The organism is Mycolicibacterium phocaicum (assembly GCF_010731115.1).
Classification (GTDB): Bacteria; Actinomycetota; Actinomycetes; order Mycobacteriales; family Mycobacteriaceae; genus Mycobacterium; species Mycobacterium phocaicum.
The window spans coordinates 4,613,132-4,630,472 of record NZ_AP022616.1; the positions used below are offsets into that span (position 1 = coordinate 4,613,132).

At 67.7% G+C, this 17,341-nt stretch carries 17 protein-coding genes; 8 read left to right on the forward strand and 9 right to left on the reverse strand.

The annotated features are described in order from the left end of the window. Positions 1-2 precede the first annotated feature (2 nt). Genes G6N46_RS22055 through G6N46_RS22065 form a run of 3 tightly spaced genes read left to right on the forward strand, consistent with a single transcriptional unit; the run spans position 3 to position 2,874 of the window. Positions 3-1,658 (forward strand): MCE family protein, encoded by a 1,656-nt coding sequence (locus G6N46_RS22055; protein WP_163693217.1) that lies wholly within the window; start codon positions 3-5, stop codon positions 1,656-1,658. Further along, positions 1,658-2,386, forward strand: coding sequence for an Rv1363c family protein (locus tag G6N46_RS22060; RefSeq protein WP_138250771.1), 729 nt, complete (start codon positions 1,658-1,660; stop codon positions 2,384-2,386). The genes G6N46_RS22055 and G6N46_RS22060 overlap by 1 nt, the downstream gene beginning before the upstream one ends. Beyond that, positions 2,386-2,874 carry a mammalian cell entry protein gene (locus G6N46_RS22065; protein ID WP_138250770.1) on the forward strand — a complete coding sequence of 163 codons (489 nt, stop codon included), beginning with the start codon at positions 2,386-2,388 and terminating at the stop codon, positions 2,872-2,874. The genes G6N46_RS22060 and G6N46_RS22065 overlap by 1 nt, the downstream gene beginning before the upstream one ends. Before the next feature lie 83 nt (positions 2,875-2,957). Here the strand turns inward: G6N46_RS22065 and G6N46_RS22070 are convergent, their stop codons facing one another. From G6N46_RS22070 to G6N46_RS22075, 3 genes are all read right to left on the reverse strand, one after another. Further along, the gene (locus G6N46_RS22070; RefSeq protein ID WP_138250816.1) at positions 2,958-4,355 is read right to left on the reverse strand and encodes an alpha,alpha-trehalose-phosphate synthase (UDP-forming); all 1,398 of its coding nucleotides are present in this window, start codon (positions 4,353-4,355) and stop codon (positions 2,958-2,960) included. A 104-nt stretch (positions 4,356-4,459) separates the two neighbouring features. Continuing rightward, the gene (locus G6N46_RS28310; protein ID WP_090562895.1) at positions 4,460-4,624 is read right to left on the reverse strand and encodes a hypothetical protein; all 165 of its coding nucleotides are present in this window, start codon (positions 4,622-4,624) and stop codon (positions 4,460-4,462) included. A gap of 23 nt (positions 4,625-4,647) precedes the next feature. Further along, positions 4,648-4,983 carry an intersectin-EH binding protein Ibp1 gene (locus G6N46_RS22075; protein ID WP_138250769.1) on the reverse strand — a complete coding sequence of 112 codons (336 nt, stop codon included), beginning with the start codon at positions 4,981-4,983 and terminating at the stop codon, positions 4,648-4,650. Positions 4,984-5,134: 151 nt separating this feature from the next. On the opposite strand from G6N46_RS22075, the gene G6N46_RS22080 reads away from it, so the two are divergent. After that, positions 5,135-5,986, forward strand: a complete 852-nt coding sequence (locus G6N46_RS22080; RefSeq protein WP_234880790.1) for an SDR family oxidoreductase — start codon at positions 5,135-5,137, stop codon at positions 5,984-5,986. Between the two features lie 13 nt (positions 5,987-5,999). Here the strand turns inward: G6N46_RS22080 and G6N46_RS22085 are convergent, their stop codons facing one another. Beyond that, positions 6,000-6,650 carry a response regulator gene (locus G6N46_RS22085; protein ID WP_061005779.1) on the reverse strand — a complete coding sequence of 217 codons (651 nt, stop codon included), beginning with the start codon at positions 6,648-6,650 and terminating at the stop codon, positions 6,000-6,002. Further along, entirely contained in the window at positions 6,643-7,866 is a 1,224-nt protein-coding gene (locus tag G6N46_RS22090; protein WP_138250768.1) for a sensor histidine kinase, read from the reverse strand. Before G6N46_RS22090 ends, G6N46_RS22085 begins: the two co-directional genes overlap by 8 nt. Positions 7,867-8,001: 135 nt before the next feature. Here G6N46_RS22090 and G6N46_RS22095 point away from each other — a divergent pair, with 135 nt between their 5' ends. Further along, positions 8,002-10,920 carry an MMPL/RND family transporter gene (locus tag G6N46_RS22095; RefSeq protein WP_138250767.1) on the forward strand — a complete coding sequence of 973 codons (2,919 nt, stop codon included), beginning with the start codon at positions 8,002-8,004 and terminating at the stop codon, positions 10,918-10,920. A 13-nt stretch (positions 10,921-10,933) separates the two neighbouring features. Here the strand turns inward: G6N46_RS22095 and G6N46_RS22100 are convergent, their stop codons facing one another. Both G6N46_RS22100 and G6N46_RS22105 read right to left on the reverse strand, forming a co-directional pair. Beyond that, positions 10,934-11,482 carry an NADPH-dependent FMN reductase gene (locus G6N46_RS22100; protein ID WP_138250766.1) on the reverse strand — a complete coding sequence of 183 codons (549 nt, stop codon included), beginning with the start codon at positions 11,480-11,482 and terminating at the stop codon, positions 10,934-10,936. Between the two features lie 97 nt (positions 11,483-11,579). Beyond that, positions 11,580-12,812, reverse strand: a complete 1,233-nt coding sequence (locus tag G6N46_RS22105; protein ID WP_138250765.1) for a cytochrome P450 — start codon at positions 12,810-12,812, stop codon at positions 11,580-11,582. A 129-nt stretch (positions 12,813-12,941) separates the two neighbouring features. Here G6N46_RS22105 and G6N46_RS22110 point away from each other — a divergent pair, with 129 nt between their 5' ends. Then, positions 12,942-14,033 (forward strand): IS630 family transposase, encoded by a 1,092-nt coding sequence (locus G6N46_RS22110; RefSeq protein WP_036429724.1) that lies wholly within the window; start codon positions 12,942-12,944, stop codon positions 14,031-14,033. Here G6N46_RS22110 and G6N46_RS22115 read toward each other — a convergent pair. Both G6N46_RS22115 and G6N46_RS22120 read right to left on the reverse strand, forming a co-directional pair. Beyond that, positions 14,030-14,677: a 3-oxoacid CoA-transferase subunit B gene (locus tag G6N46_RS22115; protein WP_406784570.1), complete on the reverse strand. Its 648-nt coding sequence runs from the start codon at positions 14,675-14,677 to the stop codon at positions 14,030-14,032. The genes G6N46_RS22110 and G6N46_RS22115 overlap by 4 nt on opposite strands. Further along, positions 14,674-15,438, reverse strand: a complete 765-nt coding sequence (locus G6N46_RS22120) for a CoA transferase subunit A (protein WP_133426468.1) — start codon at positions 15,436-15,438, stop codon at positions 14,674-14,676. Before G6N46_RS22120 ends, G6N46_RS22115 begins: the two co-directional genes overlap by 4 nt. A 148-nt stretch (positions 15,439-15,586) precedes the next feature. On the opposite strand from G6N46_RS22120, the gene G6N46_RS22125 reads away from it, so the two are divergent. Both G6N46_RS22125 and G6N46_RS22130 read left to right on the forward strand, forming a co-directional pair. Further along, the gene (locus G6N46_RS22125; protein WP_061005869.1) at positions 15,587-16,342 is read left to right on the forward strand and encodes an IclR family transcriptional regulator; all 756 of its coding nucleotides are present in this window, start codon (positions 15,587-15,589) and stop codon (positions 16,340-16,342) included. A gap of 43 nt (positions 16,343-16,385) precedes the next feature. Next, a complete protein-coding gene (locus tag G6N46_RS22130) occupies positions 16,386-17,285 on the forward strand; it encodes an LLM class F420-dependent oxidoreductase (protein ID WP_138250745.1) in 900 nt (299 codons plus the stop codon). The last annotated feature ends 56 nt before the right edge of the window (positions 17,286-17,341 follow it).

Below are 17,341 nucleotides of genomic sequence, written 5' to 3' on the forward strand. Positions count from 1 at the left end.
TGTTGTTGACCCGTCTTGCGCGTTTCCAGCTGGCGATCTTCGGTGTCGTCACCGTCATCTGCCTCGCCCTGATCACGACGTCCTACCTGCACCTGCCGGCAGCAGTCGGCCTGGGGGCCTACAACGTGGACGCCAAGTTCGTCGTCGGCGGCGGCATCTACCAGAACGCCAACGTCACCTATCGGGGCGTGACGATCGGCCGGGTCATGAACGTCGGTCTGACCGACACCGGCGTAACGGCTCAGATGCGGCTGAACACCGACAGCCCGGTGCCGGACAATGTCACGGCCACGGTCAAGAGCGTGTCTGCGATCGGTGAGCAGTACATCGATCTGGTGCCGCCGGCCGACCCCTCGAAGAACATGCTGAAGAACGGCGCCACCATCGGTGTCGACCGGACCGCGGTCGGCCAGGACATCGTGGACCTGCTCAACCAGGCCCAGTCCCTGGTCAGCAGCATCAGCAACACGCGCTTGCAGGACCTGCTCCGCGAGTCGTTCAAGGCGTTCAACGGATCCGGTCCGGAACTGGCGCGCATGATCCAGTCGTCGCGGCTGTTGGTCGATGAGGCCAACGCCAACACGAACGAGATCGACAAGCTGATCGACCAGGCGGGCCCGCTGTTGAAGGCACAGGTTCGTGCCGGTGCCGACATCAAGACCATGGCGAGCAGTCTCGCGGCGCTGACCGGCGAGGCCGCCCAGGCCGCCCCGCAGCTCCGTGCGGTGCTCAAGACCGTCCCGGGCGCTGTTCAGACCGTCAACGAGACGTTCGACGGCATCCGCCCGACGTTCCCGATGCTGGCGGCCAACCTGGCCAACTTTGGCCGGATCGGTGTCATCTACCACAAGTCGATCGAGCAGGCGCTGGTGATCTTCCCGGCGCTGATCGCGGCACTGCTGACCGACGCCGGTGGCGTGCCCATCGACGAAGGCGCGAAGCTGGACTTCAAGATCAGCCTCGGCCAGCCGGCGTGCTCGACGGGCTTCATCCCGGCTCCGGAGAACCGCACGCCGGCCGACACCACCGTGCGCGATCTGCCGAAGGACCTGTACTGCAAGACCGCGCAGAGCGACCCGAGCACCGTCCGCGGTGCCCGCAACTACCCCTGCATGGAGTACCCGGGCAAGCGCGCCCCCACGGTCCAGCTCTGTCGTGACCCCCGCGGTTACGTGCCGATCGGCAGCAACCCGTGGCGCGGTCCGCCAGTGCCGTACGACACCCCCGTCAACGACCCGCGGAACATCACCCCACCGAACCGGTTCCCGATGATTCCGCCGGGTGCCGACTACGACCCGGGCCCGCCGTCGGTGCAGTTGCCGCCGGGCGTGCCCGCTGGGCCGGGACCCGCACCCAACGCGCCGTTCCCGCTGCCGTACCCGCCGAGCGATCGGGGTCCGCAGCCGCTGCCCTGGCCGTTCTTCGCGCCGCCGGATCAGGTGACTCCGCCGTACGCGATCAACAACCCGCCGGCGCCGGGCCCCGACGGGCAGCCTCAGGCGAGCGGACCCAAGGGACCGCAGAGCACGACGTACGATGCGAACAGTGGGGTCTTCGCCGACCCTGCCGGCGGTACGGGAGTGTTCAACGCCGGCTCGAACAATGGTGACGCAGGCGAGTCCTGGGTCGACCTCATGAAGGATCCAAGGCAGGTTTGATGAGTGACCAACCGGCTGCGACGGACGAGACGTCGGAGCCGCGGGTGAGCCGCGTGCGCCGGCGGGCTTCGCGGCCCGCCGGCAGCGCCGGTTCCGCAGAGGCTTCAACGCTGCTCGACGTGGCGATTCCGTCGACCGCGAGCAAAACGGCACCACCGTCGGGAACCACCACGTCGGCACGGCCGGCGATCCAGGCCCCGCGGCGGCAGCCGCACCGGTTCCTGGTCGCGGCCATCGGTCTGGCGGTCGTCGCCGTGCTGGTGGCGGCGCTGGCCGGCGGTACGTGGTTCCTCTGGCATGGCAATGGGCAGGTCGAGGCGACGCAGGACCGCGATCAGCGGTTCGTGGACACCGCGAAGCAGACCGTGGTCAACATGTTCAGTTACACGCAGAACACGGTCGACCAGAGCGTCAACCGCTTCATCAATGGCATCGGCCCCGGCCCGCTGCGCGACATGATGAACCAGAGCAACAACGCCGAGAACCTGAAGTACCTGTTCAAGCAGACGCAGGCCAACTCGGAAGCGGTCATCACCGCGGCGGCGCTGGAGAGCGTCGACAACACCTCGAACATCGCGAAGGTGCTGGTGACGGTCCGGGTGACCCTGGCCGACATGAACGGGGTGAACCAGCCGTCGACTCCGTACCGGCAGCGGGTGTTCATCCGGGAGGACGACAGCGGTCACATGAGCGCGTACGACATCAAGTACCCGGACGGGGGCAACTGATGAACCGATTGCTGGCAGCCCTCGGCGCACTGTTGGCGGTCGCCGTGGTGGCGCTCGGCGCGCTCGGCGGCTCGGAGTACTGGAAGCACGTGCAGCTCGCGGGCGAGCAGGCGACGGCGGAGGAACTGCCGGACCTGGCCAAGTCCCAGATCCCACAGATTCTCGGCTACGAGTACAGCAGCGTGCAGCGCAGCACCACGCAGGCGCTGACGTTGATGACGCCCGCGTTCCGCAAGCGTTATGAGGAACTGACTGCGAAGAACAACATCTTCAACGACGCCGTGAAGCGCAAGCTGATCAGTCAGGTGAATGTGGTTGGCGCGGGGATGATCTCGTCGCACCGCGACTCCGGCTCGGTGCTGGCGTTCGTCAACCGGGTCATCACCGATGAGCGCAAGCAACCCAACTATGAGGGCAGTCGGCTGAAGGTCGACTACCGCAAGATCGACGGCAAGTGGTTGATCGACGAGATGACGCCGATCTTCTGACGCGCCGATCTTCATGCACCCCAACATGATTCAGGCCCCAGAGCGGAAGCTCCGGGGCCTGAATCGTTCGTCCGGTTGTGGCGTCAGTGGCGGGTATGCGCCAGCGCGTCGAGGAACGCCCGGGCCCAGCGGTCGACGTCATGGGCCAGCACCTGCCGACGCAGCGCGCGCATGCGGCGTCGTCCCTCTTCGGGGGACTGGGTCAGGGCTTCGGCAATGGCGTCCTTGACCCCGTCCAGGTGATGCGGGTTGGTCAGGTACGCCTGTCGCAATTCCTCTGCGGCGCCGGTGAATTCGCTGAGCACGAGGGCGCCGCCGAGGTCGCTGCGGCATGCCACGTACTCCTTGGCCACCAGGTTCATGCCGTCGCGCAGCGGCGTCACCAGCATCACGTCGGCCGCGACGAAGAACGCGATGAGTTCCTCGCGGCCGATCGCCCGGTGCATGTAGTGCACCACCGCGTGACCGACCTCGCTGTACTCGCCGTTGATGTGCCCGACCTGGCGCTCGATGTCCTCCCGCATGACCTTGTAACTGTCCACGCGCTCCCGGCTCGGAGTGGCCAGCTGCACCAGCACGGTGTCGTGCCGGTTGGCCCGGCCTTCGGCGAGCAGCTCCGAGAACGCGCGCAGCCGCACGTCGATGCCCTTGGTGTAGTCCAGCCGGTCCACGCCCAGCATGATCTTGCGCGGGTTGCCCAGCTCATCGCGGATCTGACGGGCACGCTGCCGGATGGTGCGACTGCGGGCCTGGGCGTCCAGCGCCGCCGAGTCGATCGAGATGGGGAACGCGCCGACCTTGACCGTGCGGCCGTCGTGGCTCACCTCGCCGAGCCGGGACCGGACACCGATGGTGTGACGCGATGTGTTGGCGTCGAGCAGTCGACGGGCCAGCACCAGGAAGTTCTGCGCGCCGCCGGGCAGGTGGAAGCCCACCAGGTCGGCGCCGAGCAGGCCTTCGATGATCTCGGTGCGCCACGGCATCTGCATGAACAGCTCGACGGGCGGGAACGGGATGTGCAGGAAGAAGCCGATGGTCAGATCAGGACGCAGCTCCCGGAGCATCTTGGGGACCAGTTGCAGCTGGTAGTCCTGCACCCAGACGGTCGCGCCCTTGGCCGCGGTGCGGGCCGTGGCCTCGGCGAAGCGCCGGTTGACTGCGACGTAGGCGTCCCACCAGTGCCGGTGGTAGATGGGTTTGACGATGACGTCGTGGTACAGCGGCCACAGCGTCGCGTTGGAGAAGCCCTCGTAGTAGTCGGCGATCTCGTCGGCCGACATGCTGACCGGACACATCGTGAGCTCGTCCTGGACGATCGGATCTTCGTCGCTGTCGGCGACGCCGGGCCAGCCGATCCAGGCGCCGCGCTGCTTGCGCAGCAGCGGCTCCAGCGCGGTGACGAGGCCGCCTGGGCTGCGTTTCCAGGTGACCGAACCGTCGGGGAGCCGTTCCATGTCGACGGGCAGCCGGTTGGCGACCACGACGAAGTCGGAGTTGCCGACGGGCTTCGCGGCGGACTTGCCGCCCTTGGAGGTTTTGGGACTCGCGGTGGACGCCGCAGAAGCGTCGTTGCCTCCGCGGGCCGTCACGCGTCGAGCTTCGTGGGCCCGATACCCAGCATGGACAGGAACATGCGACATTCGTCGGCATCGTTGGCGTACGCGGCCACGACACGACGGGCCTGACGGGCGGTGCTGTCGGCCAGGGGCTCCACGTCGCCGATATCGGCGGGATCAGTTTTTGCAGGCATTACACAACCTTAGGCGACTGTTGTTACGGGCTGGAACTCACCGACGAGTGTGGGTGCACCTCGGGCACCTGTTCTTCCGAGAGGCCGATGCATTCGCCGGTGTTGTGGCCGGTGCACGGGATGCCGTCGACCTGGCCAAGCTGGTTGGGTGCCGCTTCGACAGGGCCGGGTGCCTGGTCGTTGCCGCTCGCGAAACAGGACCCGCTGACAGGGTTCGCCGTCATACCGGGCGGGCAGTTGGTTTCGCCGAGTAGTGCGGGGGACGCGGGGCCGCTCAGCGCGAGTACGGCGGGCGCGGCGGCCGTCGCGACGGCGAAGCCGCCGGCGACCAGGAGACGTCGATGGATCGGGATGCTCATGGCGTCACCGCTTTCGTCGGGGAAAATTTCAGCGTACGCCCAGGTGCTGTGTAGCGAACGGGGAAATTGGCCGCCCGACCAGCATTGTGTACAACTTTTGAAAAGTGTATACAGGACGTGTCCCCGTCGATCTGTCCAGAGGAGTACGTCGGTGCAATTTTCAGTCCAGGGTTGGCTGACGGACCGGACGGTGTTGATCACCGGCGGTGGCAGCGGCATCGGTAAGGCCATCGCCCAGGGCGTCGTGGCCGCCGGCGGCAACGCGCTCATCGTCGGCCGTACCGAGGCCACGTTGCAGTCCGCCGTCGATGAGATCTCCGCGGCCGGGGGACCGGGCGCCATTCGCTTCCAGACCGCCGATGTCACCAACGAGGACGACGTCGCCGCCGCTGTCGCGACCGCCGCCGCGTGGAACGGCAAGCTCTCCGGCGCCGTGCACTGTGCCGGTGGCTCGCTGACCGTCGGGCCCGTCACGCACCTGGATTCGGAGATGTGGCGCCAGACCGTCGACCTGAACGTCAACGGCAGCATGTACGTCGTCAAGCACACCGCGCGGGAAATGGTGCGGGGTGGCGGCGGTTCGTTCGTCGGCATCTCGTCGATCGCGGCGAGCAACACCCACCGCTGGTTCGGGCCGTACGGCGTCACCAAGTCCGCGCTCGATCACCTGGTCCAGCTGGCGGCCGACGAGCTCGGCGCCTCGTGGGTGCGCGCCAACAGCATCCGCCCCGGGCTGATCCGCACCGATCTCGTGGCGGCCAGCATCTTCGAATTCGAGCCGCTGCGGGAGGATTACCGGCAGTGCACGCCGCTGCCCCGGGCCGGCGAGGTCGAGGACGTCGCCAACCTGGCGCTGTTCCTGCTCAGCGATGCATCGCAGTGGATCACCGGCCAGCTGATCAACGTCGACGGCGGCCAGAAGCTGCGCCGCGGCCCGGACTTCTCGGCCATGATGGAGCCGATGTTCGGCGCCGACGCCATGCGCGGGGTGTTCGCCGACTAGGCGGGCGCTGCGCCTACTTCGGCGCGACCACGCCGTGGTCGTAGGCGTAGACGATCGCGGCCGCACGGTCCCGTAGGTCCAGCTTGGTGAAGATCCGCCCGATGTGACTCTTCACCGTCACCTCCGAGATGACCAGCCGGCCGGCGATCTCGGCGTTGGTCGCGCCCGATCCGATCAGCTGCAGCACATCGAGTTCGCGGGCGGTCAGCCGGTCGGCGACGTCGTCCGACGGGGCGCCGGGCGCGCGCCGGTAGCCGTTCAGCACGCGCGCGGTGACGGCCGGGTCGAGGTATGCTTCGCCGCGTGCGACGGCGTGCACGGCTCGGATCAGTTCCTCGGCCGGTGAGTCCTTGAGGACGAAGCCCGACGCCCCGGCGCGCAGCGCCGCGGACAGCAGGTCGTCGTCGTCGAACGTGGTGAGCGCCAAGGCCGGTGGGCCGCCGCCGGCGCGCAGCGCGCGGATCGCGTCGACGCCGCTGACGCGCTTCATCCGCAGGTCCATCACCACCACATCGGGGCGGCACCGGAGCACTTCGCGCGGCACCTCGTCGCCGTCGGCGCATTCACCGACGATCGAGAAGCCGTCCTTGCGGCGCAGGATCCGGCGCAGGCCCGAGCGGACGAGCTCCTGATCGTCGACCAGCAGGACGTCAACGTCAGTCATGGCGAACCTCGTTGCGTGACAGCCGGATTCGGTGCATGGCGCAGTGCGCGGCGGTTGCCGTGGCGACCGGTACACGCGCCTGCACCGTCCACCCCTGCGGTCCGGGACCGGCCTCGAATTCGCCGTCGAGCAACGCGATGCGCTGACGCATCCCGGGGAGCCCCGCACCGGCTGTTGCGCCGGCCACGGGTCTCGGTAGCTCGTTGTCGACCGACAGGACGGCTGCGCCCTTCTCCACATACAGCCGCAGCCGCGCCGCCGAGGACGGGGCGTGCTTGGCGACGTTCGCCAGTGACTCCTGCGCCACCCGGTACAGCGCCAGACCGATCCCGGGAGTGACCGACGCCGGGTCGACCTCGATGCTCGACTCCACGCGCAAGCCCGCGTCGGCGAAACTCGTCACCAGATCGGGCAGGTCGGACAACCCCGGTTCGGGGGCCAGCCGCAACGGGGCGGCGTCGCGCGCGCCGAGCAGACCGACCGTCTGCCGGATGTCCGACATGGCCTGCCGGCCGAGACGCTCGGCGTCGAGCAGGCCGTCCACCGCCTCGTCGACGTCGCTGTCCTCCTGCAGGGCGCGCCGGGCGCCCGTCAGGTGCAGCATGGTGACCGACAAGGAGTGGGCGATCACGTCGTGCACTTCGCGGGCGATGCGTCGGCGCTCGTCGGCTGCGGCCTGTTCGGTGAGGACGTCCTGACGGGCACGTTCCTCGATGACGAGACGCTGTTGCAGTTGCAGGATGTGCCCCATCATCGCGGCGATGGCCAGGAAGAACAGCAGGTAGGGCACGAACGTGCTGAGGTGTCCCGTGCGGGACGCGCCGATCAACAGCAGCGCGCTGGCGAGCAGACTCGCGAGGCCGATGCGCATCGGACCCAGCGCGAACACCTCTCCGAGCATGAACATCAGCAGGAACGGCGCTGCGTCGAGGAAGACCGGCGGCCAGCACAACAACAGCAGCGCCACCCCGGCCAGCACCGACGCCGCGCTGACCGCAGTCGACGGCTTGTAGCCGCCGACGATGAACGCGAGGATCGGCGCGAACACGAGCCCGACGGCGACGAGCAGCAGCCACGGCTTGGTGAAATCCCGCTGCGTCGCGGCGGTTGCCGCGACCACCAGCGTGCCGGTGTACATCACGATGGGGACCGTGAACGGGTACTGGTAGGCCACGAGCTCGCGCCGACGCAGCGCGAAGTCACGGAGCCAGGCCATACCGCCAGCGTAGAGCCGGTGCCGGGATTTACACATCATTCGCGGGACGGCTCGGGCCTCCTACCACGGTAGGAGGCCCGGTCTCGTCCGCAGCACGACGCTTCCGGGCCTTCGCCGCTCGTAGGTTCGGAATCCATGTGGGACGTCATCGCAAGATTCTGCAGCCGCTTCGCGGTCCTGATCATCGGATTGTGGGTGCTGGCCGCGGCGGCGGGCAATCTGCTTGTGCCGCAGGTGGAAACCACCGCGCACAACCACGCGCGGGGCTTCCTGCCCGCCGATGCCCCGGTGAACCTCGCCGGCGTCCAGATGGACGAGCAGTTTCATGACGGGTCCGGCGGCAACCTCAATTACCTGGTGCTGGAGGGCGATCACCCGCTCGGCGCGCCGGAGCGGGCCTACTACGACCGCCTGCTGAGCACCTTGCGCGCGGATACCGAGGATGTGGATTCGGTGATGGACCTGTGGTCCGACCCGGTGACGGCGGCCGGCGCGCAGAGCACCGACGACAAGGCGGTGTACACGATGCTGCGGATTCGCGGCGAGCTCGGTGCCGCAAAGGCGAACGCCGCACTGGACGCGGTGCGGCGGATCGTCGCGGCCGCTCCCGCACCTGCGGGCCTGCACGCGTACGTCACCGGACCGGGCGCCACCATCGCCGACGAGCTCAGCGCGATCGACAAGCAGATGCTGATGATCACCGGTGTCACAGTCGTTCTGATCGCGGTGCTGCTGTTCGTCGTCTACCGCTCGGTGATCACGTCGGCGATCCCGCTGCTGACCGTCGGCCTGGGCCTCGGGGTCGCGCGGGGCGTCGTGGCGTTCCTGGGGGAGCGGGACCTGATCGAGGTGTCGATCTTCTCGGTGTCGCTGCTGGCGGCGATGGTGCTCGGGGCGGCAACGGATTACGGCATCTTCCTGCTGGGCCGCTATCACGAGCAGCGCCGCGCCGGCGTCGATCACGAGCAAGCGCTGGTGATAGCGAACCGCAGCGTCGCGCCGGTGATCGCCGCGTCGGGCTTGACCATCGCGGCGGCGCTGTCGTGCCTGCGGTTCGCTCAGGTCGGCATGCTGCGCAGTGCCGGATTGCCCTGCGCCATAGGCATTCTCACCGGTATGTTCGCATCGCTGACGTTGTTGCCGGCGTTCATCGGGCTGGCCGGGCGGCATGGCCTGGCGCAGCCCCGCCGTCGTGCCGCGGCGAAGGTGCCCGGCCGGAGCTGGCGCCGGGTCGGGACCGTCGTCGCCCGGTGGCCGGGGCCGGTACTGGTGGCGTCGTCGCTGGTTCTGGTGGTCTGTGCCATCCCGGTGGCCGGCATCCGTCTGGGCTTCGACGAGCTTGCCGCGCAACCCGATTCCACGCATGCCAACCGGGGCTACCAGGCCATGGACCGGCACTTCCCGCCCAACCGGCTGTTGCCCGAGATCGTCTCGATCGAGACCGACCACGACCTGCGCAACCCGGCGGGCGTCATCGCGGTCGAACGGGTGACCCGGAAGATCATGGAGATTCCCGGGATTCGCATGGTGCAGTCGGCATCGCGGCCGGCGGGTTCGCTGCCCGAGCAGGCGGCCCTGACCGATCAGGCCGGCACCATCGCCGACCAGCTCGACGACGGGGTGGCCCAGCTGAGCAAGCGGCTCGGCGCCGTCAACCAGCTGTCCGCGACGCTGGACCAGTTCTCCTCGGCCATAACGCAATTGCAGAACGGGCTGGGCGGCAGCGTCCGTGGCCTCGGGCAGTTGGGCTCGGGAATCGACGCCATGCACGGCGGCATGCAGCAGTTGCGGGACAACGTCACCTCGGTGTCTCAGTACATGGATCCGTTGCGCGGCTTCACCAATGCCAACCCGAACTGCGCGGGCGATGCCATCTGCTCGCTGGTGCTCAAGGTCGTCGAGCCCATGGATTCCGTGGTGGCGGCCACCAGCACGCTGACTGACAGCACAGTGGGTTTCAGCGCGGGCACCACCGAGATGGCCAAGTCGCTGACCGGCGCGCAGGCCTCGGTGCGCTCGATGCGGGCCGCGGTCGACCAACTCGGCGCAGTCACAACACAATTGACCAAGACCGTCGGCGAGACCCGCGGCATGTTCTCCGGTCTGACGGACTATCTGCGCGGGGTGCGGGCGGACTTCCAGGACAGTAGCGAGGGCGGCTTCTATCTGCCGCAGCGCGCGTGGCAGGACCCGCGCTTCCAGCGTGCGGCCGGGCTGTACTTCGCGCCCGACGGCCGGTCGACGCGGCTGCTCGTCTACGGCGACGGCAAGGTGTTCGGCACGGACGGGGCGCTGCGCTCGCCCGAGATCCTGGCCGCGGTCCAGGAGTCCACGAAGGAGGGCACCCTGGTCCGAAACACCGTCTTTGTCACCGGTTTCGGCACCGGCACCGCGGAGCTCCGTGGCTATGTGTCGGACGACTTCCTGTTGCTCGCGGGCGTCGCGCTCGCGTTCGTGTTCCTGATCATCCTCATCATGCTGCGCAGCCCGGTGGCGGCCGCGGTGGTGATCGGCACCGTCGTGGTGTCCTACGCGTCGGCGGTCGGGGTGAGCAGCTTCATCTGGCAGGACCTCCTGGGCAAAGAGCTGCACTGGGCGGTGCCGTCCATCGCACTCATCGCGTTGGTGGCCGTCGGCGCCGACTACAACCTGCTGCTGACGATGCGGCTGCGTGAAGAGGTGAGCCGGCCGGACTCGGGGTTGAAGACCGGCATGATCCGGACGTTCGGCGGTACCGGCGGCGTGGTGACCACCGCCGGCATCGTCTTCGGCATCACCATGTTCGCGATGCTGTCCAGCGACGTGCTGAGCATCGAGCAGGTGGGCACCACGATCGGCGTCGGCCTGCTCATCGACACCTTGATCGTGCGGACCTTCGTCGTGCCGGGCATCGCGGGGTTGCTTGGCCGGTGGTTCTGGTGGTCACCTGTGCCGCTGGTGCGGGGCGTGCTGGCGCGGACGTTCACGCGTCGGCCGTCGCAGCCGCGGCGGGACCTGCCGTTGATCGCCGGGACGGCGCCGGGCCGAGAAGTGTTGCAGGGCGCCGCGGGTTGAGGCCCGCTGCCGGTCAGCTGCCCACCTTCGCGGTCAACGTGATCAGTTGGTCCAACAGCCCGGCCAGTTCTCCGGCACGCCGCTCCAGCGGCATGAAACCGTCGGCGCCGAACTCGGTGAACAGGGACAACGACACCTGGGCGCGGACGTCGAGCATCTGGAAGTTCGCGACGATCTGTCGCCACTGTTCCACGGCGCGCACCCCGCCGTCGGCACCGTAGGACACGAAAGCCACTGTCTTGCCGAACCATTCAGAACCGAGGCTGTCCACCGCGTTCTTGAACGCACCAGGGACACCGTGGTTGTACTCGGGGGTGACGAAGATGAATCCGTCGCAGGCATCGATCGTCGCGCTCCACCGCTGCACGTTCTCCGATTCGTACTGCTTCTTGGCCGCGGCGGGAACGGTCGCGGACGTGAGCAGTGGCACGTCGAAGGTTTTCAGGTCGATGATCTCGAACTGGGCGTCGTCGCGCCCGGCCGCCTGTTCGGCAACCCAGGTGCCGACGCCGGCGCCGGCGCGCCCATCCCGAATCGATCCCACGATGATGCCGATTTTCATGTAGTGCTCCTCTTCTGCGTCGTGACCCCGATGGCGGCTTCTGACAGCCTGCCGAACTCGGGGTACCCGCGCGGAAGAATGGCAACCACTCACACAATCAATGCCCAGCGTCGAACTCCACCGACAGCGTCTGCGGCCCACTGACCGCCATCAGCGGCTTCCACGGTGCCGGGCCCGTGCGGCGAATGTTCGGCATCCGCTGCGTCAGCACGGTGAGCGCGCGGACCAGTTCCAGGCGCGCGAGATGCGAGCCGAGGCAGTAGTGCACACCGCCGCCGAACGTGAGCATCGGCGGTACGTCATGCCGCGTGATGTCGAACTGATCGGGGTTGTCGTACACCAGCGGATCACGGTTCGCCGCAGCGGTATTGGCGACGACGAGCGAGTCGCGCGGAAAGAAGAACCCCGACAGCTCCACGTCTTCGGTGACATACCGTGGCACGTTCAGGACGATCGGCGCGAACCGCATCACCTCATCGACCGCCTGGGGCACCAATTCGGGATGTGTTGCCAGGAGCGCCCATTGGTCCGGGTGGTCGCAGAAGGTGTCGACGGCGGCGGCGAGTTGGTTGCGTGTGGTGTCGGTCCCGGCCGCAAGGATCCCCATGGACAGCATGAGCAATTCGGAATGGCTGAGCGGGTCGCCGTCGTCCTCCGCCCGGATGAGGCCCGACAGCAGGTCGTCCGTCAGCGCGGCGCGGCGGTCCGTGATCATCGCGTCGATGTAGTCGTCGAATTTCTGCCAGGCCGTGAGGATTTCGGCTTCGTGGGCCGCCACGTCCCACCAGAACATCTTGAAGATGTCGTCGGTCCAATCCGAGATCATCCGCCAGTCGGTGCGCGGCGCGCCGAACAGTGCGCAGATCACCGGGATGGGATAGGGCTGGGCGACGTCGGCGACGATATCGCAACGCCCCACGGCGGCAACGGGATCGACCAACTCGGCCAGGATGGAGTCTATCAGCGAATCGAGCCGGCCGACGGCCTTGCCGGTGAACGCTTTGCACACCAGCTTCCGCAGCCGAGTGTGCTCATCACCGTCGAGACTGAGCAGTGCGCTGCCGATGCGATCCCACAACGGACCTCCGGTGACTCCGCGCGGCACCAGCCCACGCACGCCGGGTTGATGAAACCGCGAGTCGCGCAGAACCGTACGGACCAATTCGTAGCTGAGCACCTCCGGTGCGTGTGGCCCGATGGCCACAGGCGACTGCCGGCGGACCTCCTTGATCATCCGGTGGGCCGCCGCCGGATCGTCGATGGTTTCGTAATCGATCCTGGGCAGGCCGGCATCCGAGACGTCGACGACGGCGTTCGTGGCGATGGTCATCGATGTCTCCCTCGGTTCCGATAGAAGTCACTATCGGGCCGAGCGGGGCGCAACACATCAGCCGAACGGCGTAATTAACTACCTAGTGTCCTGCGCCGTAAATTAGTTGATTAATTGTAGAATTGGCGGGTGGGAACCAGGGGTAGGCCGGTAGTCGAGTTGGTGTTGACCGACGACGAACGTGAGACGTTGCAGCGGTGGGCCCGTCGATCGAAGTCCTCGCAGGCGTTGGCCCAACGTTGTCGGATCGTGTTGGGTTGCGCGGCAGGGAAATCCAACAAGGAAGTCGCCGCTGATGAAGGTGTGTGGCCGCAAACGGTCGGCAAATGGCGTGGACGGTTCCTGGAGGCGCGACTGGAGGGTCTGGCCGATGAGCCGCGTCCTGGTGCGCCGCGCAAGATCACCGACGAGGCGGTCGAGCAGCTGATCGTGGCCACGTTGGAGCGTCAACCCAAAGGCGCCACGCACTGGTCGCGGTCTTCGATGGCGGCTGAGACCGGGTTGTCGAAGTCAACGGTCGGACGGATCTGGAAGTCGTTCGGCCTCAAGCCGCATCAGGTGGACACCTTCAAGATCAGCAACGACCCGCAGTTCGTCGACAAGGTCCGTGACGTCGTGGGGTTGTATCTGGACCCGCCGGAGAAGGCACTGGTGCTCTGCGTCGATGAAAAATCGCAGATCCAGGCCTTGGATCGCAGCGCGCCGGTGCTGCCGATGATGCCCGGCATGCCCGAGCGCCGCACCCATGACTACGTGCGGCACGGAATCACCACCTTGTTCGCCGCCCTGGATGTGGCCACCGGCGAGGTCTACGGCTCGATTCACCGCCGGCACCGCGCGATCGAGTTCAAGAAGTTCTTGACCAAGTTGGACAACACCGTGCCCGCTGACCTGGACGTCCATCTGATCTGCGACAACTACTCGACGCACAAATCGCCGACAGTAACCAAATGGCTTGCCGCCCATCCCCGATTCCACATGCACTTCACCCCGACCTACTCGTCGTGGCTCAACCAGGTCGAGCGGTGGTTCGGGTTACTCACCGACCAGAAACTGCGCCGCGGCGTTCACCGCTCAATTCAGGCCCTCGAGAAGGACATTCGCGAGTGGATCGCAGACTGGAACGACAACCCCCGCCCGTTCAACTGGACGAAGACCGCCGACGAGATCTTCGAACGACTCGGTTCATATCTTCAACGAATTCCCGGCGCAGGACACTAGTCGAGCTGCACGGTCAGCGCGGCGCCGGTCGCCGCGATGACATCGTCGACGCTCACGCCCGGGGCGGTCTCGCGCAGGATCAAGGTGCCGTCGCCGGGCACGTCGATGACGGCCAGGTTCGTGATGATCCGGTCGACCACACCCTGACCGGTCAGCGGCAGCGTGCAGACCGGGACGATCTTGGGGTTACCGGCCTTGTCGGTGTGCTCCATGAGCACGATGACCCGCGACGCGCCGTGCACCAGGTCCATGGCGCCGCCCATGCCCTTGACCATCTTGCCGGGCACCATCCAGTTGGCCAGGTCGCCGGTGCGCGAGACCTCCATGCCGCCGAGCACGGCGGTGTCGATGTGGCCGCCGCGGATCATCCCGAACGACAGCGACGAATCGAAGTACGCCGCACCGGGATTCACCGTCACGGTTTCCTTGCCGGCGTTGATCAGGTCGGGGTCGACGTCGTCCTCGGTGGGGTACGGGCCCGTCCCCAGGATGCCGTTCTCCGAGTGCAGGGTGACGTGTACGTCGCCCGTCAGAAAGCCGGGGATGAGGGTGGGCAGGCCGATGCCGAGGTTGACGTACTCGCCGTCGATCATGTCGGCCGCGGCGCGGGCGGCCATCTGGTCACGGTTCCAGCCGGTGCTCACTTCGCGTCTCCTTTTTCGCTGACCGTGCGCTTCTCGATCTGCTTGTCCTGCGGCCCGGTGTGCACGATGCGCTGCACGAAAACGCCGGCGAGGTGGACGTCGTCGGGGTCGATCTCGCCGGGCTGCACCAGTTCCTCGACCTGGACGATGGTGATCCGTCCGGCCATCGCGGCCAGCGGGTTGAAGTTGCGTGCGGTCTTGTTGAAGACCAGGTTGCCCGCGGTGTCGGCGCGTAGCGCGTGCACCAGGGCGAAGTCGGCGTTGATCGACTCCTCGAGCACGTAGCGCTTGCCGTTGAATTCCCGAATCTCCTTGGGCGGCGAGGCAACCGCGACGGATCCGTCGGCCGCGTAGCGCCACGGCAGACCGCCGTCGGAGACCGGGGTCCCGACGCCGGCGGGGGTGTAGAACGCGGGGATGCCGGCGCCGCCGGCGCGCATCCGCTCGGCCAGCGTGCCCTGCGGGGTGAGTTCCACCTCGAGCTCGCCGGACAGGTACTGGCGGGCGAACTCCTTGTTCTCGCCGACGTACGAGGCGGTGACCCGGCGCACCTTGCCGAGGCCGAGCAGCACACCGAGCCCGACGCCGTCGACGCCGCAGTTGTTCGAGAACACCTCGAGGTCGGTGGCACTCGACGCCGCGATGGCATCGATCAATTGGTCGGGGATGCCGCACAATCCGAATCCGCCGACGGCCAGCGTGGCGCCGTCGCCGATGTCGGCGACCGCTTCGGCGGCCGAGGCGTACACCTTCGAGGTCATGGCACTCCGTTCATCCAGTAAACGCGGGACCTACTTTTCACGTGACGCCGCTGACATGGCAAGTCTCTGTCGGAAGCCGGTCAAAAGTGTTCACAGGGTGAGCATTGCTGTCATGAGCGTTCATCCAGTGAACGCATAAGATGTGGTGATGACCGGTCCGAATGTGGTCGCGCGCGTGGGGGCGATGCTGCGGGCCGTCGCCACAACCGAACCCGACGGCGCCTCCACCACCGAGCTCGGAAAGTTGGCCGGCCTGGCCCGGCCGACCGCGCACCGACTGCTCACGGCACTGGCCGACGAACATCTGGTCAGCCGGGATCAGAAAACTGGCCGCTGGTCACTCGGACCCGAGCTGTATCTGCTCGGTGTCGGTGCGGCTCAGCACCACGACGTGACCGATCAGGCGCGCGCGGTCGTGACGCGGCTGGCCCGCGAGACCGGCGAGAGTGCGTTCTTCTCGGCCCGCCGCGGTGATCAGACCGTGTGCGTGCTCAGCGAGGAGGGCAGCTTCCCGTTGCGCTCGCACGTCCTGCAGGTCGGCATCCGGTTCCCGCTAGGGGTGGCCAGCGCCGGGCTGGCCATCCTCAGCCATCTACCGGCCGCCGAGGTCGACGACTACTTCTCCCGCGAGCAGCCCGAAACCAAATGGGGGCCAACGCATTCCGAGGCCGCCATTCGTAAACGCATCGAGCAGACCCGGCGCGCCGGCTACGCCGTCAATCCCGCGCTGCTGGTCGAAGGCAGCTGGGGCATGGCGGCAGCGGTGTTCGACCGGCGCGGTCTGCCGGGCTGGGCGTTGAGTCTCACCGGTGTCGAGACCCGGTTCCGCGCCGGCCGTCGACGCGAACTGGGGCGCCTGCTTCTCGAGCAGGCCCACGAGTTGTCGGGCCGGCTGCAGGGGTGACCCCCGCGTCGCGGCGCGGCCGGCGGTAGGCGATGGTGGAGTGGTGACTGAACGCGCGCGCATCGACTTTCCGTCCCGCATCGGCGTCTGGTGGGCCAGCGACAGCTGGGCCATGCCGGCCGCGCAAGCGGTGGCCCGCGACATCGAAGCCATGGGCTACGGCTCGCTGTTCCTGCCCGAGACCGTCGGCAAGGAGTGTCTCACCGAGTCGGCAGCATTCCTCGCGGCGACCGACCGGCTGGTGGTCGGCACGGGCATCGCCAACATCCACGTGCGCCTGCCGTCGGCCGCCGAGGCCGGTGCCCGCACGCTGACCGCGCTATACCCGGGCCGGTTCGTGCTTGGCCTCGGCGTCAGTCACGGGCCGCTGGTCGAGCGCGGGATGGGCGGCACCTACGAAAAGCCGCTCGCCACCATGCGCAGCTATCTGGAGCGCATGGCCGCCGTGCCGGACGCCATCGAACCCGGCGTGGGCCGACCCCCGCGACTGCTCGCGGCGTTGGGCCCCAAGATGATCGAGCTGTCGGGAAGCGGCGCCGACGGTGCGCATCCGTACCTGGTCCTGCCGTCCGCCACCGCGACGACCCGCGAAATCCTCGGGCCGGACAAGTGGATCGTCTCCGAGCAGGCAGTGGCGATCGGTGGCGATGACGCCGACCAGCTGCGCCGCGCCCACGATCACCTCAACGTCTACAGCGGCCTGCCCAACTACCGGAACTCGTGGCTGCGCCAGGGCTTCGACGACAGCGATCTGGTCCGCGGTGGATCCGAGCGACTGGCGCGCGCCCTGGTCGGCATGGGCAGCGTCGAAGACGCCGCGGCCAAGGTCAAGGCGCACCTCGATGCCGGTGCCGACCACGTCGTGGTCCAGGTGCTCGCGGAGCATCCGACCGCCGACCCGCGGCCGGGCCTGCGTGAACTGGCCGGCGCGCTGGGCCTGTAGCCGGCCGGCAGCGCGGCGCAGCGAGGCGTCGTGGATGAACGGCGCCCTTGCGCGCC

Bases quoted from the DNA above. Each gene is read 5' to 3' on its own strand.
- G6N46_RS22090 (WP_138250768.1), bottom strand. From the start codon at position 7,866: ATGGCCTGGCTCCGTGACTTCGCGCTGCGTCGGCGCGAGCTCGTGGCC.
- G6N46_RS22060 (WP_138250771.1), top strand. From the start codon at position 1,658: ATGAGTGACCAACCGGCTGCGACGGACGAGACGTCGGAGCCGCGGGTG.
- G6N46_RS22095 (WP_138250767.1), top strand. From the start codon at position 8,002: ATGTGGGACGTCATCGCAAGATTCTGCAGCCGCTTCGCGGTCCTGATC.
- G6N46_RS22075 (WP_138250769.1), bottom strand. From the start codon at position 4,983: ATGAGCATCCCGATCCATCGACGTCTCCTGGTCGCCGGCGGCTTCGCC.
- G6N46_RS22105 (WP_138250765.1), bottom strand. From the start codon at position 12,812: ATGACCATCGCCACGAACGCCGTCGTCGACGTCTCGGATGCCGGCCTG.
- G6N46_RS22065 (WP_138250770.1), top strand. From the start codon at position 2,386: ATGAACCGATTGCTGGCAGCCCTCGGCGCACTGTTGGCGGTCGCCGTG.
- G6N46_RS22125 (WP_061005869.1), top strand. From the start codon at position 15,587: ATGACCGGTCCGAATGTGGTCGCGCGCGTGGGGGCGATGCTGCGGGCC.
- G6N46_RS28310 (WP_090562895.1), bottom strand. From the start codon at position 4,624: ATGCCTGCAAAAACTGATCCCGCCGATATCGGCGACGTGGAGCCCCTG.
- G6N46_RS22120 (WP_133426468.1), bottom strand. From the start codon at position 15,438: ATGACCTCGAAGGTGTACGCCTCGGCCGCCGAAGCGGTCGCCGACATC.
- G6N46_RS22100 (WP_138250766.1), bottom strand. From the start codon at position 11,482: ATGAAAATCGGCATCATCGTGGGATCGATTCGGGATGGGCGCGCCGGC.
- G6N46_RS22085 (WP_061005779.1), bottom strand. From the start codon at position 6,650: ATGACTGACGTTGACGTCCTGCTGGTCGACGATCAGGAGCTCGTCCGC.